Here is a 20,757-nt window from a genome sequence, read left to right as displayed (position 1 = left end):
GTGGAAGGACTCTCTTGGGGTAGTATAAATGTAGAGGGAGAAACATTACCTCTCCAGACGCGAATCGCCGAGCGTCATCAATTCCAGGATTAGATTCCAAGGTAGCAAGCCCTAGCTTGAAAAATTCGCTAAGATATATATAATTAACTTGATCAGATTATTTATAAAGTCTGTTTAACAGCTAAAGTTAATAAAGTTGATTTTGAAGCCGATGACCAAAGAGCTACTCATACAAATCAATCGAGAAGGAAACCTCGAACTTCCTCCTGAAGTTCAAACCCGCCTCAACCCAGGAGATAAATACATGATTTCCCTGACGGAAGACTCCATCATTCTCAAAAAAGTTCATCAAGATAAAGTCAATCTAGAGCAATTCTTTGAGCGACTAGAAGCAATGGAACCAGACCCCAATCAACCGACTCTAGCTGAGATTAGCCAGATGATTAAAGAAGCTCGCCAAATTAGACGCGCCAACTCATGAAAGTTGTTGTAGATGTCAATGTTTGGATTTCAGGATTGTTGTGGGGAGGAGTTCCGGGTAAAATCCTTAAATTAGCTAAAAATCAAAGAATTACAATCATTACTCCCCAAGAATTTCTTAGTCGCTACTTTAATGAGTAGAGAAGAGGAGTAAGGTAATTAATTGACGATTTACACCAAGAGAAAAGATAAGTTTGACCGACAATAATTGCTATGATTACTGTAGGATTTAAAAAAAGCGATCGCTATTTCGCTCCTCTTATTTTTTTGTTGGGTTTCCTTACGTCAACCCAACCTACAAGAGAGTCCGTTGGTTGGGTTGAGCGAATCAATGGGTTAAAGAAAACCTCTCAATTTTAGGGGAAAGGGAAACCCAACAGCCAACACCTAAATCCGTCTGAATGAGCGATCGCTTCTCATGGCTTTTTGTGGGGTTTGCTTGGGTCTATAGTTGGGTTTCCTTACGTCAACCCAACCTACCGCTGCAAAAAAAGCCCTGACACTTTTTCCCAGATAAACAGAGAGACTTTGAGACAGAATAGCTCCGTGGGAACCTTGGGCGGGTGTTCGTATTTGATCAACTTACTCTCCTGGGGCGAGCCGAAGCCTTTTTCTTGGTCTTGCGGGGGTGATCCGGCTTGAAACAACCCCAGAGAGAGACTTCTCCTGTTTTAGGGTCGAGGCTGGCAGCTGATATTCTCGACGTATGGGTACCAGGACATAAAGGGAACCCGACGACCGACACCATCTACTTCGCAGAAAGAGCCATCGTGCAGTTTAGCTTGGCTGACAACGGTACCGGAATTCCAGATACCGCGCAAATAGTCGTCAGCAATCAAGTACTGCTCAACGGGTTGCAGGGTTTTAGGATCAGAGACAAACAGACGGTAACGAGTGTTAATTCGACCTTCGGAGTCGCGCTGAATATCCTCCTGAAGTTGGATTTTACCGCGCACGTTGTTGTCTTCCTTGTAACCACCGCCAAACAGTGCGATTGCGCCAAGCATGATCGGTGCCAAAACGACAATTACGTTTACGAGAACAACTAGCAGTTCAATCAGGGTAAAACCCTTGCTGGAGTTCTTCTTGCTAGCATTAAACATCAACAAGCGAGCCTGTACAGTATTCATGAGGTTTACCTCGAGTTGAAAAGGACAATCGGCCACGAGGGCACAAAGCTACAGGCAGGAATGGTTTCCACTGCGTAAGCTGTTCCATCATTATTAGAAAATTCAGCTTCAGAAGAATTGCGATCATATTCCATGACAATCGTTCCTACCTCTCCTTAATTAGGTCAGGTAAGGGTGGAATTTGCCCATCTCCTCGCAGCCGGGAGATGAGAAAATGCCAAAACGAGATACCCAGGTTGAGTCCGTAGGTTGGGTTGAGCGAATCAATAGGTTAAAGAAAACCTCTCGAGGCTCTTCTCGAGATTGTGTGATGATTTTTGCTTATGGAATCGTGAAATGTTTACCAAGAAAGACTTTTAGGACTATTTTGCCGAAGAAACTATCAGTATAGACCTCGTTTCCACACAGAAACCAGAAGAACCCTCTCGATTTTAGGTAAGAGCGAAACCCAACATTTCAGTTATCAAGTAGCCAGTGGTATTGATTCTGTGGAAGGACTCTCCTGGGGTAGTATAAATGTAGAGGGAGAAACATTACCTCTCCAGACGCGAATCGCTGAGGGTCATCAATTCCCAGATTAGATTCCAAGGTAGCAAGCCCTAGCTTGAAAAATTCGCTAAGATATATATAATCAACTTAAAAGGAGCAATTTATCAGACTATGACTATTACTGACGTTCAAGTAAATCTCTCGACCTCAGAAGATTTTTTAGATTCTGAAACATTAGCACAGATTGATTTAATGAAGCAAAAAATTCAACAATATCTCCAAACCTTATCATTAGAAAATTTAAAGAATATTCTAGAATTTGCTGCTTGTTTATCAGATAAAGAGAGTGAGCAAGCAACCCAAGAAATTAGAGAAATTTCCAATATCATAGAAAAATTAAAAGAAGCTGAGATGGATTTACAATCAGGTCATCTCATTGATTGGAAAAACTCAGATGATTTATAAAGTCTGTTTAACAGCTAAAGCTAATAAAGTTTATTCTGAAGCTGATTCAGTCTTGAGAAAGAAGATTGCTAAGTGTTTAAATATTCTTCAAGAAACGCCCAAAAATCACCCTCAAATTAAAGCATTAAAGGGAGAATTTGCTGGGAAGTATCGCTTCCGAGTCGGAGACTATCGGGTTATTTATATCGTTGATGATAGTCAATCTCAAGTTATTGTCTTACTCATTGAACATCGCAGTCAAGCTTACCGCTAATAAAACGCGATGAATACAACAGAGGTCTAGTCCTTTTTCTTGGGTTGAGCGAATCAATGGGTTAAAGAAAACCTCTCATACCATTTTTCTTTATTCTTGGCAGGTATCTTACCCCCCCCCTTGCCCCCCGACATCGGGGGGGTGGGAGGTTGGGGGGTGGGGGGTTAGGGGTGAGGGCGATTAACCATCTCTGCCATTACTTATGAAAAATGGTATCAATTCTAAGGGAAAACGAAACCCAACAGCCAACACCTAAATCTGTCTGAATAGGCGATCGCAAATTTTGTCGGCTGCATTAACGAAGTGTCAGGCGGCAATCTCGCTGCCAACCCTGATAATAAAGCTGATCGTGGCTTGAGAGCAATTCCGTTATAATAGGGGTCAACTTAATATCGTTAGCAACGCAGAATGAGGATTTCACCATGAGGATTCCCTATACATATTGGAAAGAATCAGATGGGATGTTCTTGGGCTATTTGAATGAATTTCCCGATCATTGGACCCAAGGTGTTGACTTAGAAGAATTAATCGAAAACCTGATCGATCTCTACAGAACATTTACTACGGAAGAAATCCCCGGAATCAAGAGAGTTGCAGAGTTTGAATTCGCATGAAAAGACATGATTTAATTGCACAATTGGAGCAAGCTGGCTGCTACTTGATTAGACGTGGAGGGAAACATGATATTTACCATAATCCAGATACTGGAAAAACAGAACCAATTCCCAGACATCGAGAAATTAATGAGCGATTGGCTAAAAAGATTATCAAAAGTCTTACTGGTGACAGATAAATTCACAGTGCCAATCAAACAAGGCTACAAGGAAGCAAAGGAGCTATGGAAAAATGATTACTGTAGGATTTGAAAAAAGTGATCGCTCTTACTACTTTCTCATTACTTTAGATAGTAGTAGCCTAGTGCTTTTTAGACAAAAAAAGCCTATTCTGCATATTCCCAAAAAAGCAGCCTATGAATTAAGTAGGGCTTGCTGAATAAATCTAAAAACCTTGTTGGATAATATTTTTAGGCTTTTTTAGCCCAAAAACCTTTTTTAGCAGGATTTACACCGATATTCAGCCAACCCTAAGTAGAATTTAAAATCATCCCCAGTGAGGAACTAGCCATGAAATCCTTTGCCCTTCTTACCACCGTCAGCCTAATCAGCCTTTCCACCCTCGCGACTGTTCGCCCCGTCATGGCGCTAGAGGGCCGACAACCAGCCGAAACCCGAATCGCTCAAGGGAACAATCAAGACGCGATCGGCCACTATAACCGGGGAGTTGGCTACATCCAACAGAAAAAATACGATCTCGCCCTCGCTGAATTTACCAAAGCGATCAACATTGATCCCCGATACGCCGAGGCTTACCTCAATCGCGGGTTTCTTTACGAACAACAGGAGAAACCCGACCTCGCCCTGTCCGATTACAATCAGGCGCTCAACATTAATCCCCGATTGGCCGAAGCTTCCAACAATCGCGGGTTTCTTTACGCCGGACAGGGGAAACCCGACCTCGCCCTGTCCGATTTCAATCAGGCACTCAACATTAATCCCCGATTCGCTCTGGCTTACAGCAATCGCGGGCTTCTTTACCGACAACAGGGAAAACCCGACCTCGCCCTCGCTGAATTCAACAAAGCGCTCAACATTAATCCCCGATTGGCCGAAGCTTACTACGGTCGCGGGTTTCTTTACTACGATCAGGGGAAACCCGACCTCGCCCTGTCCGATTACAATCAGGCGCTCAACATTAATCCCCGATTAGCCCCGGCTTACAACAATCGCGGGTTTCTTTACTACGGACAGGGGAAATCCGACCTCGCCCTGTCCGATTACAATCAGGCGCTCAACATTAATCCCCGAAACGCAACGGCTTACTACAATCGGGGGGTTCTTTATTACTATCGACTAGAAAGGGAAAAAGCGATCAGAGATTTGCGACAAGCCGCCGAACTGTCCCGCCAGCAAAGAAACGCGGCGTTATATGAAGCGGTTATGGAATTCCTGCGGAAATTAGGCGCGGTCTAGTCCTTTTTGTTGGGTTGAGTCCGTCGGTTGGGTTGAGCGAATCAATAGGTTAAAGAAAACCTCTCAATTTTAGGGGAAAGGGAAACCCAACAGCCAACACCTAAATCCGTCTGAATGAGCGATCGCTTCTCATGGCTTTTTGTTGGGTTTCCTTGGGTCAACCCAAGCGACGATAATTGTTATCAGTATTTAGTTTTTTCTAGTCTAGTCTGTTAATTGTTCATTAAAAACCTTCGGGATGGATGTTATTTTATGACCCTAAAACAACTCATACAAGACAAACGAGAGGATATCCTAAAAATTGCCACCAAACATGGTGCTTTTAATGTGCGTGTATTTGGTTCCGTTGCTAGAGGTGAGGAAACCGAAAATAGTGATATTGATTTTTTAATTGATTATGATTTAGCTAAAACATCCCCTTGGTTTCCCGGTGGATTATTAGTTGATTTAGAGGATCTCTTAGGGTGTAAAGTGGATGTAGTAACTGAAGAAAGCCTTCATCATCTAATTAAACAGCGAATTTTAAAGGAGGCAATTAAGTTATGAATGAAGATCAAGTTTATCTTGGATATATTTTAGACTGTATTGATAAAATTAAGGAGTATTCCCAGGGAGGAAAACAGGAGTTTTTTGCTAATTCAATGATCAGCGATGCTAAGCTAAGACGCATTTAAAGCACTTATTCTTAAGATTAGCCGAATCTCCCCCAATCCCTTTACTGTTGCCTCTTGCCTCTTGCCTCTTGCCTCGTCTCAACAAGCAATTTAAATGCTTAACAGCTTATCATTAGACGCTTACAAACCTTGGCAGAATCAACTCAACGGCTTTCGGAGGAATTAAAGGCAAATATTCCCGATGTTAACTGGCGTAATATTTCTGGTTTTAGGAATATTTTAGTACATGATTATTTAGGGGGAATTGACCTTAATACAGTTTGGGATGTGGTAGAGAATTATTTGGATAATTTAAGAGAACAGATTTTCAGGCATCTAGAATCAGTCAATACTTAATCACAGTCTAATTTTGTAGGTTGGGTTGAGCGAATCAATAGGTTAAAGAAAACCTCTCAATTCTCAGGGAAAGCGAAACCCAACACCCAACACCTAAATCTGTCTGAATCTTTTTGTTGGGTTTCCTTACGTCAATCCAACCGACGATAATTGCTATGATTACTATAGTCCGTAGTCGTGGTCTTTTATGTGCCATATTAAAACAAACCGAAAAAGTAAAAATTTATCTACAACAAGCAGCTATATTATTCCTCCAGCAGGATAATATGGCAACTTATGAAGAGGTGATGCAACTTTTACGCGAATTAGGGAGGTGACAAATGATAAAAACACCCGTTGATTTATACCGTAGAGGTAATGCTACATCTCCCAGAATGGATCATGTTCGTCCTAACAAAGATATTGCCATCTATGAAAATAATGGGCAAATATGGGTAAAAGAAACCCTTGTCGATGGACAAACACCGGGGGGAATTTCCACCTTTTCCGTTCAGGGAATAGGAAACAACTGGTGGAAACTAGATCGGGGGAATTCTATTCCCAGTGAGCTAGAATTAATTAATGATCGAGGTAATCACTGGTTATGGAAACCCTTATTTCCCATGTCAATAGAAACCTATCAACAAGCCTTAAGGGTAATTGGTGAATTTTTTTATCGTGTAAGTTGAGGTAAACTATGAAAACTCTATCATTTAAAGACATCCAATTTATTATCGAAGCTCTCGAAGCCCTTCTCAAAAATTATAGTGACCGTATTCAACAACTAGAAACTCTCGAAAAATATGAAGATGAAATTTCAGACTTAAGTAATGATTTTCTATTTTTACAAGAGTTAATTACTGACTTACAAAATCAACAAACAAAAGAATTGGCTCTACTTGTGCCTGAATTTGATTTGAAAAAAATGCCTTTACAAACATTAATTAAACAAGGAAAAACCCTGTCAATTGAGGAAAAATTAATCTTAGTGGAATCTCTAACTTCATCAATCCGCGAAGAATATATAGCGGTAAGCGATTGAGTGAGATACAGACTAAGCTTTGCCTAGCATGGTTTATAGCTCGTGACACTGTACCTCATACGACTGCATACTGCTATAATCTAATGCGAACCTGAAATGAGAAACATAATGATTACTTATTTAGCCACCGTTCATAAAGTCCGTAGTCCGTAGGTTGGGTTGAGCAAATAAATATGTTAAAGAAAACCTCTCAATTCTCAGGGAAAGCGAAACCCAACAGCCAACACCTAAATCTGTCTGAATCTTTTTGTTGGGGTTCCTTTCGTCTATAGTTGGGTTTCCTTGGTTCAACCCAACGGACGATAATTGCTATGATTACTATAGGATTTGAAAAGGGCGATCGCTATTCCCATCCTCTTATTTTTTTGTTGGGTTTCCTTCTTGATCTTGAGAATCGCAATATCAACTGATTTTGGTAGATAATTGAGATGGGATTTAATCATTATTCTTCACTTAAATTAAAGTCAATTCGTTTATAAATATCCAGCAGTGAAATTTGAATATCTACAGAATACAACCTTAAAACATCATTCTCTGATTCATAAAATTTAAACAACCATTCTCCATTATTTTGTTGATAAAATTGTTCCACATAATAACGGTATTGATCAATTAAAATATATTCCTTAAAGTCAGGAATTGAGCGATAAAACTTAAACTTATCAGTGCGGTCATAATCTCTAGTAGATTTCGATAAAACCTCGACAATAATTAAGGCATTAGTTACAGTATTTGTGCCTTTTCCTTCATATAATGGTTTGCCTTTAATCACCATTACATCAGGATAAGTATAAAAGCGATATGTCGGCATCCATAACCGTACATCACTCATGAAAGTCCAATAATCTTCATTATTAATCTTAGCTGGAAAATTTTTATAAAAATTACCAGCAATCAGATTATGATTGGTTGTTGCTCCCGTCATAGGAATAATTTCTCCATCTAAATATTCATTTTTGTATTCTGCTGTTTCTTCTAGCCGACAATATTCTTCCGGTGTATAATACCGTTTTTCGATTTTAACTTGCATACTAACCTCCCTTATCTTGGTTAAATTCCCATTCAATAGCAGCCTTAATATTAGCTTGTGCTGAACCTTTTGTCACTAAAGGAATCCCCGTTTTACCCCCAACTTGTAAGCCAAATTCTCAAGTAACCTGACTGGGTGGATTAGCTTGGGAAACTCCCTGTTTGATCGAAGTTAATAATAATTGTACATAGTCATTGACAATATTAGTCCGTAGGTTGGGTTGAGCGAATCAATAGGTTAAAGAAAACCTCTCGATTTTAAGGGAAAGCGAAACCCAACATTTCAGTGATCAGTTTTGTAGGTTGGGTTGAGCGAATCAATAGGTTAAAGAAAACCTCTCGATTTTAGGGGAGAGCGAAACCCAACAGCCAACACCTAAATCCGTCGGAATTAGCGATCGCTATTCCCCTCCTCTCATGGCTTTTTGTGGGGTTTCCTTGGGTCAATCCAACCGTACTATAGTTGGGTTTCCTTAGGTCAACCCAACCTACTGTAGTTTCGTAGTCAAACCAACCGACGATAATTGTCATGATTACTATAGTTGGGTTTCCTTGGGTCAATCCAACCTACAAGGGGGATTATGCGCCAAAATAATCAATACTTATTATGCAGTATCGAAGGGCAAAAATTGAGGGAGGAACTTACTTTTTTACTCTTGTCACCCACAAGCGTCAAAAATTCTTGTGCGAACCCGAAAACATCTCCCTCTTGCGAGAAGCATTTCGCTACGTTATGCAACGTCACCCATTCACAATCGATGCCATTTTCATTTTAGGCGTTCCTGATTTGAGATCTGAATTTTTTTTGGTGGAATTTCTTAAAACCTAGACCCAAACTAACTTTTGCACGGGAACCTGCACAGTTGGCATTAATACCTTGATTCAGCAACGCCTAAAATCGATATTCAACTTGTTTACATTCCTAAAATCTGATTTCTAGGTTTTTTATCCTTGAAAAATTAATTATGCCAAAAATCCGATATAGCAGTTATATTAATTGTGAGATACGAAGTTTTCCGGCTCTCTTATTCTTTGTGTGATAAGTTTAACTTATATAGAACCGATCAATCTTTGTGTCCTTTGTGTCTTTGTGGTTCGTTCCAGTCGCTCGCTGGCAAGACTGTATCTTAGAATACATTTTACCCACCAAACCCAAGAGAGCCGTTTTCCTTTTGGGGAGTCAGGAGACTCCGAGACAGGGATTTAGGGAGATAGGGAGATAGGGAGATAGGGAGATAGGGATTTAGGGAAATTTCACACACCCCACACCCCACACCCTACACCCCACTCCCTGCTCCCATAAGGGAAGATGTTTGATTTTTGCCAGGTATCTGACATTTAAGAATTGTCTGCGATCGCCCTATCTACCTGCTGTCCGCCCTATCTTTCGCGGGCAACCCCTGCTAGGATAAAATAGGGGTGAAAAATTGCTAATCCAAGGAGTACAGACGTGATTGAACCTTTAGTGCTAGGGATTGTCCTAGGCTTAATTCCCATTACCCTAGCGGGTTTGTTCGTTGCCGCCTATTTACAGTACAAACGGGGCAATCAATTCGGCTTAGACTAAATCTATCACGCCAATCCCCCGAATTGAGACAATCTCCCGTCAAGCTAGGCACTAGACGGGAGATTTTCCACAGGACAAATTTGCCGCTTAACAGATTGTGGCTGCCGGCGTTGTCATCCCCGCAAAACTCATCTGTCTTGGGAGAGCGATCGCCGAAAACCAAAGGCTACAGGGCTGTTAAACTAGGAAAACGAATGACAGTCTCCGTGTATTCGGGAACCCATCCGGCGGTAGTGGTGAAGTAACGCACTGCTTTAACTCGTTTACTGGCAGTGAGGTGAAACCAGTGTTCGCTATGGGCGGGAACATTGATATATTCTTGAGGTTGAATAGTTAATTCCCCCTGAGAACCATCGGGAAAAACAAAGCCAAAAACCCCTTCCCCATCAATGATATAACGCACCTCATCGTCAGCGTGGGTGTGACAGCGCTCGAATTTGGCCAGTAAAGTGTCGAGATTGGGAATTTCAGGGTGTAAAACGATTAAATCTCTGGCTTGATAACCCGCTTCTTGCTTAAGTTGCTCAAAATAACCGTCTAAGCTGGTTAAAACTATTTCTTTTTCTTCGTCAGTCAGAGAAGCTTGCTTAAGTAGCTGACGGGTGGCTTCGTTTTCGATCGGCCAATAGTTTAAAGTAACATTTAATTTGGCCAATTCCAGACTAATATCGGCTAACTGGGTATAGGTTGTCCCATTCTCTAAGTGTAGTATCGCCATTAGTTATCATCCTCAAGATTACTTTTTCTATTTTAAAGTTTTCCAGAGGCAAGCCGCCCGATTTTTTGCCCCTCGATCCCTTGCCAGTTCCTAGGATTTTCTGCTCAAAAATGCTATTATGGCCCATATATGGGGAATTAGCTCAGTTGGTAGAGCGCTGCGATCGCACCGCAGAGGTCAGGGATTCGAGTTCCCTATTCTCCATTTTCCAGAGATATTAACCAGAAAGCAACTAGAAAATACCTTTTAATTCCTTTTCATGGGTGTAAATCCAATCAAAAATATCTTGGATTAATTTTCTACCGTCTCGCTGGGGTTGCCATCCAGTTATAGAACTGATTTTGCGGGAATCAGTGATAAAAATTGGCATATCTCCGGTGCGATTTTCGGGAACTGCCTCAATCATTATACTATTGCCCGTGATTTCTTGACATAGTTTTGTAGTTTCATAAAGGGACAAGGAAAAATCTTGCCCACCCCCCACATTAAAAGTCTGCCCTTTGAATTGTTCTAAATTAGCAATCTGAATATCGATTAAATCGAGTAAATCAGCTACATGAAGAAAATCTCTAACCTGTTTCCCTGTACCCCCATAACCGATATATTTTAAGGACTTCTGAAAGTAATGATTAGCCACCCAAAGGGCAAAAACTCCCTGATCAACTTTTCCCATCTGCCAGGGACCAGTTAAAACTCCACAGCGATTAATTAAAGTTCTTAATCCGTAGGCATCCCCATATTCATTAATAATCAATTCCGATGCTAACTTAGTGGAACCGTAGAGAGAACGGGGCAAATCTAAGGGAAATTGTTCACTGATACCAAAAGCAGAAACCCCGGGTAAATCTTGCTGTTCAGATAACTGAAAACGAGTATCTGTTTCTGTATAGTTTAATTGATTAAGATAGGTGATGGGATAAACTCGGCTGGTGGAGAGAAAAATAAAATCTGCTTGGGTTTGTCTAGCTAATTCTAAACAGTTAATCGTTCCAATTAAGTTAGTCTGCAAAACGTAGCCAGGAGAAGTAAGCTGCCCGCGCATTTAAATTGCTTGTTGAGACGAGGCAAGAGGCAAGAGGCAAGAGGCAACAGTAAAGGGATTGGGGGAGATTCGGCTAATCTTAAGAATAAGCGCTTTAAATGCGTCTTAGCTTATAACCAGCTAAAACGGAAGGTTCTGCCGAACATTCTAGGATTAAATCCACTGGCAAAGCGGATGCTTCTAAGTCTTCCGCATTTCTGACATCTCCATGAACAAATTCAATTCCTGCTTGTTTGAGACGGGGAATATTTAACTCGGAACCGCGACGTTTTAAGTTATCTAAAGCGATAATTTTCCAGTCGGGATAGAGTTGGGCTAATCCTAAACCTAAAGAACTACCCACAAAACCCGCACCACCAGTAATTAACACTTGCCTAGTCATCAAAAATACTCCTCTAGATAATAATTATCAAGCCACTTGTTTCTTTTTCTGTTTGCGCTTATAGTCGCCTCTAGAAAGGTGTTTTTCTAACCAGATAGAGAGAACTATAAATAAATAACGACTGCCCATTTCCTTGAGTTTTAACTTGGAAACCCCCGTAGTACGATCATGTTATCGGGAGAGTCGGAATTATCTGCCATTACTACCGCAACTGCATCCCCGCTAAAATTTTCTAACCCACAGCGCACCGCAAAACCAAAACCATTGGGATAATAGTTATTGATGTAGCGAATCCGAGGATTTCGTTGGTTGATTTTTTGCAGAACTGCTTCGGTGTTATCTTTGCTATTGTCATTAACCACTAGGATTTCATAATCAATTTTATCCTCTTCTAAACGTTCAGATATTAAGTGAGTTGTGCTTTCGATGCAATCTTCTTCGTTGTAAGCAGGAATAACTATTGATAAGGTTTTTACCCCATGGTTATCACTTGATTGACGTGGGTGAGAGTAACCATCCATCTGGAAAGCTGGTGCTAATCCTTCGGGATAGTACATTTCTGTCTCATTAGTCTTATTCTTGGGTTTAAAAACTAGGCTATCACTGGCGACATAATTAATACTAGCCCCGATTAAAACCCCAATCATTGTGTTAACTCCGGGGCTAATTTTTAACCAGTTTAAGAAGGGAAATATAAAAAAAACTCGCAGTAAAACTGCTAAACCTGCCGAGAGATGATAGAGAGGAAGTTGTATCAAAATCACATCTCTGATTGTCCAATCTCCCCCAGTCCACACCCAGATTCTATAGATAAAAAAACTAGCAATTAAAGATATTTCTATCGAAATGGCATTAGCAACATTCTTCAGAAATGGTGTATTGAATCCCAAGTCGTCAATGAACCAATAAATTAAGAATAAGTTGATTAGAAATGCGATTCCTCCAGCAATGAGAAATCGGAAGATTTTATTGTTGTAGATTTTAGTTAACATAATGGTATCTTAAAACATGATCTGGTTTAGTTTTTCTAGGTCAATATTGCGATTAATAACATTATTAATGTCCTCTGGTTAACTAATTGACAGAGTCCCTCAATTACTAGCAGTATATTTGGCTAAAAATCACTTTTGTAACGAGGGAAAACTAGCAGATAAAAATTGACCAGAATAATTCTTGATTTACCCTAAGTCCAACGGCTAACGTTTTGACTAAAAATCTCTTTGAGAATATCTGTTACTGTGTAGGTTAACTGCCAATCAGGATAATGATTTTTAAACTTACTCACATCAGAAATCCACCAGATATGATCACCAATACGATTAGTCTCTACATACTGCCAGTTTAACTTTTTATCCGCAATCGCTTCACATTCTTGAATAGCTTCTAACATGGAACAATTACTAAAGCGACTACCACCGATATTATAAACTTCTGCTACTCGCGGGGTCTGATAAAAATGATAAAAAGCATTGACGAGATCGTAACTATGAATGTTATCGCGTACCTGCTTACCCTTATACCCATAAATACTGTATTCTTTGCCGATCATCGTACATTTCATTAAGTAGGATAAAAAACCGTGTAATTGCGTTCCCGAATGACTTGGACCGGTTAAACAACCGCCACGAAAAGAGGCAGTTTTCATCTCAAAATAACGCCCGTATTCCTGTACTAACACATCCGCCGCCACTTTCGAGGCACCAAACAAAGAATGTTTACAAGCATCAATACTCATCAACTCGTCAATACCATGAGCAAAATAAGGATGATTTTCCGAGATTTCCCAACGTAATTCTTTTTCTACTAAAGGCAATTCATTCGGTCTATCCCCGTAAACTTTATTGGTGGAACAGAAAATAAATACTGCTTGGGGACAGTGTTGACGAGTATTTTCTAATAATACTAAAGTTCCGTTAGCATTGACACTAAAATCCATATAGGGATCTTTAGCTGCCCAATCGTGGGAAGGTTGCGCCGCCGTGTGGATAATTAAGGATATATCATGACTATAGGTTTTAAATATATCTGCAATAGCTTCATGATCCCGAATATCCACAGCATGGTGAATGTATTTATCCCCGTAATCTTGCGATAATTTGGCTCGATTCCACTCCGTTGAAGCGTCTTCGCCAAAAAATACCTGACGCATATTATTATCGATACCGACGACGGTATAACCCCGATCACAAAAAAATCTCACTGATTCGGAACCGATTAAACCAGCAGAACCGGTTACTAGAATGATCGCCATAACTATATCCTGAATTTTTTGCCTAGTTGTTGAGAAATTTCCCAAGTTGAGAAAACTTTCCCCGACTTTACTAGATATGTTCGCCTTTGTCAATTAAACAGGAGGAGATTCCCTTAAATGCGGCAATTCCCTGAAAAATGAGCGTCTTATCCACTAGGGGTGATTTAATGGCCTTTTCTTGCCAGTAATCCCTAATTAAGTCCCCATCTCCCCCTGTTAAAATTATCCCGCTCTCTGGATATAAATTTAACCATTCCTGACTGAATTTTTCTATTCCCGCCAAAATTGTATAAATTATCCCACTTCTTATCCCTTCTGCTGTTTCTTTTGCCCACATCTGCGGTAATCTTTCCGGTAAGGACACCTCTGGTAAGGCTGCCGTCCGTTCCCTTAAACTGGCTAATTGCACCTTTAACCCGGGTAAAATTGCTCCCCCCACTAACTTTTTATCCCCATCCACTCCCGTAAAAGTTAAAGCTGTTCCCGCATCAATGACTAAACAGGGAAATCCGTATTTTTTACCGGCACCTAAGACAGCTAAAGCTCGATCGATGCCGAATGTTGGATATAAATCCAGTAAAGGAATATCTTTTAAAGTAATTATCCGTAAATTGCCATAATTTGCCCATAATTCTCTTTGGCTAGGAACCACAGAGGCGACAATTAATTCACAGTTGCATTTATTTGTCAAGAGTTTAGGGAAAATTTGTTGCAAAAATTCATTACTTAGGGGTTCCCTCAGGTGGGGAGTATCGAGACAAGCTAACAGGGTTTGACCGCGAAAATACCCCCAATGTAGCCGAGAATTGCCGATCATCAAACCTATCCAGTCAGTATCTTGCTCAGTCATTTAGTTAGTGGGAAGTATTTTCAGTGAACAGTGAACAGTAAACAGTAATCAGTAATCAGTGAAAAGACAGCACTGTTAATGCTATTTAATACTCCTCACTTACAGCTTTTCTCAGATACATGAGGTTCGTTCTTGCATCTGAAATACTTGATTAGCAAGAATGAGCTTGTGCTTCACCTTGACGAGAAAGGCTGTCATACTATTCACTAAAAACTCACATCTGATCACTCATAACTGATCAGTGATCACTGATCACTGATCACTGATAAGGCTGATATTTGGCGGAATTATCTAGAAATCATGACAAAAGTTTTTTAATGGTTGCACAGGCAAGAGAATAAGATAACCTAGGTATAGAATTTAACAAAAAATCTGGTTAACGGACATTGATCAAGTCGATAGCACAGTGTCAAACGAGTTCTTTTCCCGCTCAGGTATGGCAATTAGATCACGGCTTAACCGTAATTCATCAGTACTTACCCGTGACTCCTGTGGTGGTGGTGGATGTGTGGGTGAAAGCAGGTGCGATCGCTGAACCCGACCCATGGTTAGGTATGGCCCATTTTCTCGAACACATGATCTTTAAGGGGACGAAAAAACTTCCCCCCGGACTCTTCGACTATTTAATCGAAAATTGTGGCGGAATGACCAACGCTGCCACCAGTCACGATTATGCACACTTCTATCTCACCACCAGTGTTGACCAAATTGAACATACCTTACCCCATCTGGCCGAAATTCTCCTCCATGCTGAGATTGACGATGAGGAATTCTATCGGGAAAAAGATGTAGTTTTAGAAGAATTACGGGCCTGTTATGATGATCCCGATTGGATTGCCTACCAAACCCTCTGCGGAAGTATCTATCAAAACCATCCCTACGGACGCTCTATTCTAGGGGATCAACCCTGTTTAGAGCAATTAACCCCCAATCAAATGCGCTGTTTCCATCGCACCTATTATCAACCGGAAAATATGTGTGTGGCGATTATCGGGGGAATTGAACCCCAACCAGCTTTAGAAATTATCCGGCAATCTTTTCGGGAATTTCCCGTCCCCTCGGAATCCCCCCCCCATCTAGTGGCTGCCGAACCCCCCCTGATCGAAATTCGTCGTTCCCAAGTATATTTACCCCACCTAGAACATTCTCGTCTGTTGATGGGATGGATTGGCCCGGGATGCGATCGCCTAGAAGATGCCTTTGGATTAGACTTGCTTTCGGTAATTCTTGCTGGGGGACGCTGTTCGCGGTTAGTGCGACAGCTGCGGGAAGAAGCGCAAATCGTCCTCGATATTAACAGTAATTTTTCCCTGCAACGAGATTCCAGTCTCTTTACCATCGGCGCTTGGCTATCTAGCTCACAAATCGGGGCAATTGAAGCTATTATCTGTGAACATCTTCAATCTCTGCACGATGATCCCGTCACCCCCGCAGAATTACACCGCACTCAACAGTTATTAGCTAACGATTATATTTTCTCCACAGAAACCCCGGGCCAATTAGCAGGACTCTATGGATATTATCAAACCCTGAGAGCTGCCGACCTAGCAACGATCTATCCCCAAGTTATCCAAAGTTTGCAACCGTCAGATCTACAGCGTCTGGCTCGTCAGTATCTCTCCCCGGAGCGATATGCTATTACAGTAATGCAACCCTGTGAATAAACGATGTCCGCTTCCCCCATTCACCGCTTAACCTTAGAAAATGGCATCACCCTTTTAGTGGTGGAAAATACGGCCGTGGAGTTAGTTGCAGGGAGGATTTTTCTCAAAAATGCGGGTACTCGTTGGGAAAAAACCGAAAAAGCGGGTTTATTTCGTCTTTTAGCCGTGCTGCTCACCAAAGGTACAGAAAAGTTATCTTCCCTAGAAATTGCCGATCGCATTGAGTCCACGGGGGCTGGTTTAAGCGCCGACACGGGGACCGATTATTTTGTGGTTAGTTTAAAGACCGTTACCAAGGATTTTCTAGATATACTGCGTCTAGCGGCGGAAATTATTCGTTTTCCCAGTTTTCCACCCCCAGAAATCGAATTAGAGAAAAATCTCACCCGTCAAAGCATTCGCTCTCAATTGGAACAGCCTTTTAATGTGGCTTTTAATCAATTACGCGCCGCTATGTACCCCGATCATCCCTATGGTATGTCTTTATTGGGTACGGAGTCAACGGTTTCGCAATTGCAACGGGAGGATCTGCTGGCCTATCATAGTCGCTTTTTCCGTCCCGATAACCTAGTGATTAGTCTTTCTGGCCGTATTACCCTAGAGCAAGCAGTAAAAGCAGTGACGGAAATTTTTGGCAGTTGGTCAATTCCCGATCTTCCTTTATCTAGTTTACCCCCGGCCGCTTTTGATTTTCAGCCCACCTGTTTAACTACCGTCCAAGCTAGTCAACAGGCGATCGTTATGTTAGGATATCCTGGCTCTTCTGTGCAAGAGGATGATTATGCGGTTTTAAAATTATTGAGTACCTATCTGGGGAATGGGTTATCTAGTCGTTTATTCGTGGAATTGCGAGAAAAACGGGGATTAGCCTACGATGTTTCCGCTTTTTATCCCACCCGTCTCGATTCTTCCCAATTTGTCATTTATATGGGAACTGCACCCCAAAACACAGCGATCGCAGTGTCGGGATTGCGTCAGGAAGCAGAAAGGTTATATCAAGTAACTTTGAGTGAGGAGGAGTTACAGTCAGCTAAAAATAAGTTATTGGGTCAATATGCTCTCGGTAAACAAACTAACGCCGAAATCGCTCAATTATACGGTTGGTATGAAAGCTTAGGTTTGGGGATTGAATTCGATCGCACTTTCCTGGATTCTATTAATCAGATTACTGCCGAACAAGCGCGATCGGTAGCCAGTAAATATTTTCAAAATCCTTACATTTCTCTAGTCGGCCCAGAAAATGCGATCAACGAAATTCTCTAGTAAGAGCAAAAAACGGCAATAAAAACTATTGCCGCTTCTATTTTTGATTAACTCCCCGGGTGGGATTCGAACCTACGACCAATCGGTTAACAGCCGACCGCTCTACCACTGAGCTACCGAGGAAGGCTACTCACAATTAATAATTATAATCATAAGTCCCTCAATAATGCAAGTGCTTTCTGGATTTTTTCTCAAAAAAATTTCCGGTGCAGGTAGCGGTGGGCGGAGAATCCACTATTGTGGAGATAAGGACACCATTAAGTCTAGTCTATGCTTGCTCATCACCGCCGTCCCGTTTCCTTCTGTCTGCTCTCGACAGATCTACCCATCCTCTCCACTTTAGACACTTCCGCTACCCTCTACCAAAAGGATCGCCACCGGTTTCATCTTCTCCTCAATCAACCACCGGTGGCTCTCGCAGAAATAGAGACACTTAAACCCGAAAATAATCAAAATAAATTAATTTGGCTAGAAATTTCGGCCAATCGGGTAATTATGACCATGCAGGGCCAAGGAAGATTCGCCTATCGTCATTTTTGGGAGCAAGGGGTTTTTGGTGTCAGTCGCTACTGGTTAAATGCCGAAAGTTCTCAACCGGGTTACGCTTTTCGCCTCCGCAACTATACCCGTAGTCTCAAATTAGAGGGGAATAATTTCCCCGAATATTTGCGTCTAGAGTACGAATTATGGTCAGATAACCTGATTTTAGGTCATTATGTCCTTCATTTGCAAGTACACCAATAAATCGGGTTGGCTGCATAGAGCTAAAAACTTTGTGGGATAAAACTTTTAGGCTTTTTTGTCCTCAAAAAGTGCCAGCCGGTGGCAAAATTTAGGCACTTTTTCCCCGAAAATTAGGTAATTGTGGGGTGGATTGAAGACTTAGTGCTACACTTCCCGAAAAGTCTATTTTATTTGAGCTTGTTGTTAGGAATCCACTTAAAAGACGTTGTTTAATCTGGCTAATAAGCTCTTGGGTATGATATGGGGAAAAGTTCCAGCGATTGCGCTAAAATGGGGTAGTATGCCGAAAGTTTCCACCTATCGTTACTCTGAGGACTGTTAGACAGAAAGTTTCTGTATAATGTGTAGTTGTGTGTCTATGACGAGGTAATGCTATGGCCCTTTTGGCCGAAGAAATAGTTGAAGAATGGCTGAATAGGCAGGGTTATTTCACCATACGTGGTATCCGTCTTGGCGTTAATGAAATTGATTTGGTTGCGGTGAAGTTCAGATCAGGCGAAAGTCCTGTCTGCCGTCATGTAGAGGTCCAGGCGTCGATGAGGCCAGTCAGCTACATCTCCAAGGTTCCCAAAGCTGCGCAAAAGACTGGTCGGGCTGCGAATAGCGCAGCACGTTCGCCCGAGGAGCTCGTGGAAGGTGTCGCCGAGTGGGTTGAGGGGAAATTCCACGCTACCAAAAAGCGCTCCCTTATGGAAATTCTGTGGAGCGGTGAGTGGTCTTCGGAGCTAGTCATAAATAACGTCAAATCTGAGCAGGAAGTAGAGCTAATTGCCGATCATGGAATAATCATACACCGGCTTCCAGATATTGTTCGCGAGCTTAAAATTAACAAATTCCCCATCAAGAGTGCTGCTGGTTCGGATTTTATAGACCTGTTGCAGATGGGGGCCAACACACAACAAGACGCTCTACCGGACGCTCCTTCGTCGCGCCGGTAAGCTCTGCGTTATACATACATTACCCGTAGCAGAAAGCAGAAAGTGATCGCTATCGCTGTAGGGTGCGTTCCCTAATGCAAGTCCTACTGCTCCAGCGATCGCTTTTGGGGAACGCACCATGCACATTGATGGAAACTGTGAAGTTAGAAGCATGAAACCCAACCCCCGATCATGTTACGTTACCGCTAACCCATCCTACAAATAATTGTGCCTCCCTACTTATCAAAAAAATGTTTGATATTATGCTTGAAATTTCTAAAACCTCTCTTCAAGTATTAGGCAGTGAAATATTTAATTAGATAACCAAAAGTAAATAACTAAAAACAAAATATTTATTAAATCAAAAAAGGTTGAAAATGGGAAGAAATGCAACAAATAAATTATTGCAAAATGCTAAAAAATTAAAAAGTGACGAGTTTTATACACAACTTTCAGATATAGAAAGTGAGTTGCAACATTATAAAAGTCATTTTGAAAATAAAGTAGTTTATTGCAATTGCGATGACCCCAGAATTAGTAACTTTTTTAAGTATTTTGCTGCAAACTTCACAAAGTTAGGTCTAAAAAAAATAATAACATCTTGTTATCGAGAACAAGGGAGAGATTTATTTAATACAGAAGAAGATGAAAAGGGTTTTTTCTTTGAATATACAGGTACAGAGAGAGAAAAAAATAAACCTATTTCCCCTGACATTGTTTACTTTAATGGGGATGGAGATTTTCGTAGTCCTGAAAGTATTGAACTATTAAAAAAGTCTGATATTGTTGTTACTAATCCCCCATTTTCATTATTGAGAGAATATGTAGCTCAATTAGTTAAATACGACAAAAAGTTTTTGATAATTGGCAATATTAATGCAATAACCTATAAAGAAATTTTCAAACTAATTAAAGAAAACAAAGCCTGGTTAGGAATAAATCTTGGTAGAGGTATTTCTGGCTTTATTGTTCCCGAACACTATCAACTTTATGGAACAGAGGCTCGTATTGACAATTCTGGAAATAGAATAGTTTCTCCAAATAATTGTTTATGGTTAACCAACTTAGACACATCAAAGCGGCACGAAGATATAGCTCTCACAAAAAGATATTTTGGCAATGAAGCTGAATATCCAAAATATGACAATTATGATGGAATTAATGTCAATAAAACCCAAGACATTCCCTTAGACTTCAAGGGGGTTATGGGTGTACCAATAACATTTTTACATAAATTTAATCCCGACCAATTTGAAATAATTAAATTCAGGAAAGGGAATGATGATAAAGATTTATCAGTAAATGGGAAATGTCTAAGTACAGGACAAAAATTGTAGGGAATGAAGAAAATCCCGATGATTAGGCAAAGAAGGGTTAAGAATCAGATGACGAAGATGGTCAAAACCTAAGCGAAAAAGACTCTTAGCACGACGACCGTGTTTCTTGAGGGGA

General features: G+C 41.0%; 23 protein-coding genes, 2 tRNA genes and 9 pseudogenes. 20 read left to right on the top strand and 14 right to left on the bottom strand.

Features of this window, described 5'->3' with window-relative positions:
* Positions 1-211 precede the first annotated feature (211 nt).
* Positions 212-481 carry a hypothetical protein gene (locus O9334_RS19080; RefSeq protein ID WP_002796343.1) on the top strand — a complete coding sequence of 90 codons (270 nt, stop codon included), beginning with the start codon at positions 212-214 and terminating at the stop codon, positions 479-481.
* Positions 478-621 (top strand): putative toxin-antitoxin system toxin component, PIN family, encoded by a 144-nt coding sequence (locus O9334_RS19075; RefSeq protein WP_002796344.1) that lies wholly within the window; start codon positions 478-480, stop codon positions 619-621. The genes O9334_RS19080 and O9334_RS19075 overlap by 4 nt, the downstream gene beginning before the upstream one ends.
* Positions 622-1,151: 530 nt before the next feature.
* Here O9334_RS19075 and O9334_RS19070 read toward each other — a convergent pair.
* The gene (locus O9334_RS19070; RefSeq protein ID WP_045358545.1) at positions 1,152-1,610 is read right to left on the bottom strand and encodes a prepilin-type N-terminal cleavage/methylation domain-containing protein; all 459 of its coding nucleotides are present in this window, start codon (positions 1,608-1,610) and stop codon (positions 1,152-1,154) included.
* Between the two features lie 5 nt (positions 1,611-1,615).
* A pseudogene (locus tag O9334_RS19065) lies at positions 1,616-1,753 on the bottom strand (DUF4926 domain-containing protein); the annotation flags it as partial.
* A 517-nt stretch (positions 1,754-2,270) separates the two neighbouring features.
* Between O9334_RS19065 and O9334_RS19060 the strand changes: the two are divergent.
* The 10 genes and pseudogenes from O9334_RS19060 to O9334_RS19015 all read left to right on the top strand — a co-directional run bounded on the left by O9334_RS19060 (position 2,271) and on the right by O9334_RS19015 (position 6,878).
* The gene (locus tag O9334_RS19060) at positions 2,271-2,564 is read left to right on the top strand and encodes a hypothetical protein (RefSeq protein ID WP_045358546.1); all 294 of its coding nucleotides are present in this window, start codon (positions 2,271-2,273) and stop codon (positions 2,562-2,564) included.
* The gene (locus O9334_RS19055) at positions 2,554-2,817 is read left to right on the top strand and encodes a type II toxin-antitoxin system RelE family toxin (protein ID WP_079205639.1); all 264 of its coding nucleotides are present in this window, start codon (positions 2,554-2,556) and stop codon (positions 2,815-2,817) included. Before O9334_RS19060 ends, O9334_RS19055 begins: the two co-directional genes overlap by 11 nt.
* 422 nt (positions 2,818-3,239) lie before the next feature.
* Positions 3,240-3,431, top strand: coding sequence for a type II toxin-antitoxin system HicB family antitoxin (locus O9334_RS19050; RefSeq protein ID WP_002800870.1), 192 nt, complete (start codon positions 3,240-3,242; stop codon positions 3,429-3,431).
* Positions 3,428-3,610 carry a type II toxin-antitoxin system HicA family toxin gene (locus O9334_RS19045; RefSeq protein ID WP_012267861.1) on the top strand — a complete coding sequence of 61 codons (183 nt, stop codon included), beginning with the start codon at positions 3,428-3,430 and terminating at the stop codon, positions 3,608-3,610. The genes O9334_RS19050 and O9334_RS19045 overlap by 4 nt, the downstream gene beginning before the upstream one ends.
* A gap of 331 nt (positions 3,611-3,941) precedes the next feature.
* Positions 3,942-4,847 carry a tetratricopeptide repeat protein gene (locus O9334_RS19040; protein WP_288001847.1) on the top strand — a complete coding sequence of 302 codons (906 nt, stop codon included), beginning with the start codon at positions 3,942-3,944 and terminating at the stop codon, positions 4,845-4,847.
* A gap of 252 nt (positions 4,848-5,099) precedes the next feature.
* Complete coding sequence (locus O9334_RS19035) at positions 5,100-5,393, top strand: nucleotidyltransferase family protein (protein WP_190357964.1); 294 nt, start codon at positions 5,100-5,102, stop codon at positions 5,391-5,393.
* Positions 5,390-5,503 (top strand): annotated as a pseudogene (locus O9334_RS19030) (HepT-like ribonuclease domain-containing protein); the annotation flags it as partial. The gene O9334_RS19035 and the pseudogene O9334_RS19030, both read left to right, overlap by 4 nt.
* Before the next feature lie 126 nt (positions 5,504-5,629).
* Positions 5,630-5,857: pseudogene (locus tag O9334_RS19025) on the top strand (HepT-like ribonuclease domain-containing protein); the annotation flags it as partial.
* 320 nt (positions 5,858-6,177) lie between these two features.
* On the top strand, positions 6,178-6,525 hold the full coding sequence (locus O9334_RS19020) for a Tse2 family ADP-ribosyltransferase toxin (protein WP_045358549.1): 348 nt from the start codon (positions 6,178-6,180) through the stop codon (positions 6,523-6,525).
* A gap of 8 nt (positions 6,526-6,533) precedes the next feature.
* The gene (locus tag O9334_RS19015; RefSeq protein WP_288001841.1) at positions 6,534-6,878 is read left to right on the top strand and encodes a hypothetical protein; all 345 of its coding nucleotides are present in this window, start codon (positions 6,534-6,536) and stop codon (positions 6,876-6,878) included.
* Positions 6,879-7,165: 287 nt separating this feature from the next.
* Here the strand turns inward: O9334_RS19015 and O9334_RS19010 are convergent, their stop codons facing one another.
* From O9334_RS19010 to O9334_RS18995, 4 genes and pseudogenes are all read right to left on the bottom strand, one after another.
* Positions 7,166-7,321, bottom strand: coding sequence for a hypothetical protein (locus O9334_RS19010; RefSeq protein WP_288001840.1), 156 nt, complete (start codon positions 7,319-7,321; stop codon positions 7,166-7,168).
* Positions 7,321-7,908: a Uma2 family endonuclease gene (locus tag O9334_RS19005; protein ID WP_288001838.1), complete on the bottom strand. Its 588-nt coding sequence runs from the start codon at positions 7,906-7,908 to the stop codon at positions 7,321-7,323. The genes O9334_RS19010 and O9334_RS19005 overlap by 1 nt, the downstream gene beginning before the upstream one ends.
* Before the next feature lies 1 nt (position 7,909).
* Positions 7,910-8,014: pseudogene (locus tag O9334_RS19000) on the bottom strand (CU044_2847 family protein); the annotation flags it as partial.
* Positions 8,015-8,252: 238 nt separating this feature from the next.
* The gene (locus tag O9334_RS18995; RefSeq protein ID WP_152606989.1) at positions 8,253-8,438 is read right to left on the bottom strand and encodes a hypothetical protein; all 186 of its coding nucleotides are present in this window, start codon (positions 8,436-8,438) and stop codon (positions 8,253-8,255) included.
* 76 nt (positions 8,439-8,514) lie between these two features.
* On the opposite strand from O9334_RS18995, the pseudogene O9334_RS22930 reads away from it, so the two are divergent.
* Both O9334_RS22930 and petG read left to right on the top strand, forming a co-directional pair.
* Positions 8,515-8,682: pseudogene (locus O9334_RS22930) on the top strand (transposase); the annotation flags it as partial.
* A 675-nt stretch (positions 8,683-9,357) separates the two neighbouring features.
* A complete protein-coding gene (gene petG / locus O9334_RS18990; protein ID WP_002738052.1) occupies positions 9,358-9,474 on the top strand; it encodes a cytochrome b6-f complex subunit V in 117 nt (38 codons plus the stop codon).
* Between the two features lie 166 nt (positions 9,475-9,640).
* Here the strand turns inward: petG and O9334_RS18985 are convergent, their stop codons facing one another.
* Positions 9,641-10,192, bottom strand: a complete 552-nt coding sequence (locus O9334_RS18985; RefSeq protein WP_045358553.1) for a 1,2-dihydroxy-3-keto-5-methylthiopentene dioxygenase — start codon at positions 10,190-10,192, stop codon at positions 9,641-9,643.
* Between the two features lie 131 nt (positions 10,193-10,323).
* On the opposite strand from O9334_RS18985, the gene O9334_RS18980 reads away from it, so the two are divergent.
* Positions 10,324-10,396 (top strand) — tRNA-Ala (locus O9334_RS18980).
* Positions 10,397-10,424: 28 nt separating this feature from the next.
* On the opposite strand, the pseudogene O9334_RS18975 reads toward O9334_RS18980, so the two are convergent.
* The 5 genes and pseudogenes from O9334_RS18975 to O9334_RS18955 form a co-directional block, all read right to left on the bottom strand.
* Positions 10,425-11,219: pseudogene (locus O9334_RS18975) on the bottom strand (NAD-dependent epimerase/dehydratase family protein); the annotation flags it as partial.
* Positions 11,220-11,346: 127 nt separating this feature from the next.
* Positions 11,347-11,616: pseudogene (locus tag O9334_RS18970) on the bottom strand (NAD-dependent epimerase/dehydratase family protein); the annotation flags it as partial.
* A gap of 27 nt (positions 11,617-11,643) precedes the next feature.
* A pseudogene (locus O9334_RS18965) lies at positions 11,644-12,608 on the bottom strand (glycosyltransferase).
* Positions 12,609-12,799: 191 nt separating this feature from the next.
* Complete coding sequence (locus tag O9334_RS18960; RefSeq protein ID WP_045358556.1) at positions 12,800-13,867, bottom strand: NAD-dependent epimerase/dehydratase family protein; 1,068 nt, start codon at positions 13,865-13,867, stop codon at positions 12,800-12,802.
* A 70-nt stretch (positions 13,868-13,937) separates the two neighbouring features.
* Positions 13,938-14,717, bottom strand: a complete 780-nt coding sequence (locus O9334_RS18955; protein WP_288001834.1) for a pantothenate kinase — start codon at positions 14,715-14,717, stop codon at positions 13,938-13,940.
* A gap of 386 nt (positions 14,718-15,103) precedes the next feature.
* Here O9334_RS18955 and O9334_RS18950 point away from each other — a divergent pair, with 386 nt between their 5' ends.
* Together O9334_RS18950 and O9334_RS18945 are read left to right on the top strand one after the other, a co-directional pair.
* Positions 15,104-16,381, top strand: coding sequence for a M16 family metallopeptidase (locus O9334_RS18950; protein WP_045358558.1), 1,278 nt, complete (start codon positions 15,104-15,106; stop codon positions 16,379-16,381).
* Between the two features lie 3 nt (positions 16,382-16,384).
* A complete protein-coding gene (locus tag O9334_RS18945; RefSeq protein ID WP_045358559.1) occupies positions 16,385-17,644 on the top strand; it encodes a M16 family metallopeptidase in 1,260 nt (419 codons plus the stop codon).
* Between the two features lie 51 nt (positions 17,645-17,695).
* Here the strand turns inward: O9334_RS18945 and O9334_RS18940 are convergent.
* A tRNA-Asn gene (locus O9334_RS18940) sits at positions 17,696-17,767 on the bottom strand.
* A 147-nt stretch (positions 17,768-17,914) separates the two neighbouring features.
* Between O9334_RS18940 and O9334_RS18935 the strand changes: the two genes are divergently transcribed.
* From O9334_RS18935 to O9334_RS18925, 3 genes are all read left to right on the top strand, one after another.
* The gene (locus O9334_RS18935; protein WP_190380700.1) at positions 17,915-18,388 is read left to right on the top strand and encodes a hypothetical protein; all 474 of its coding nucleotides are present in this window, start codon (positions 17,915-17,917) and stop codon (positions 18,386-18,388) included.
* 374 nt (positions 18,389-18,762) lie between these two features.
* Positions 18,763-19,326, top strand: a complete 564-nt coding sequence (locus O9334_RS18930; RefSeq protein ID WP_288001830.1) for a PDDEXK family nuclease — start codon at positions 18,763-18,765, stop codon at positions 19,324-19,326.
* Positions 19,327-19,682: 356 nt separating this feature from the next.
* Positions 19,683-20,642: an adenine-specific methyltransferase EcoRI family protein gene (locus tag O9334_RS18925; RefSeq protein ID WP_288001828.1), complete on the top strand. Its 960-nt coding sequence runs from the start codon at positions 19,683-19,685 to the stop codon at positions 20,640-20,642.
* On the opposite strand, the pseudogene O9334_RS18920 reads toward O9334_RS18925, so the two are convergent.
* Positions 20,619-20,757, bottom strand: a pseudogene (locus tag O9334_RS18920) (IS4 family transposase); the annotation flags it as partial. The gene O9334_RS18925 and the pseudogene O9334_RS18920 overlap by 24 nt on opposite strands.

Source organism: Microcystis sp. LE19-8.1F (assembly GCF_027531715.1).
Lineage (GTDB): Bacteria > Cyanobacteriota > Cyanobacteriia > Cyanobacteriales > Microcystaceae > Microcystis > Microcystis wesenbergii_A.
This window is presented reverse-complemented; position numbering and strand designations above follow the sequence as displayed.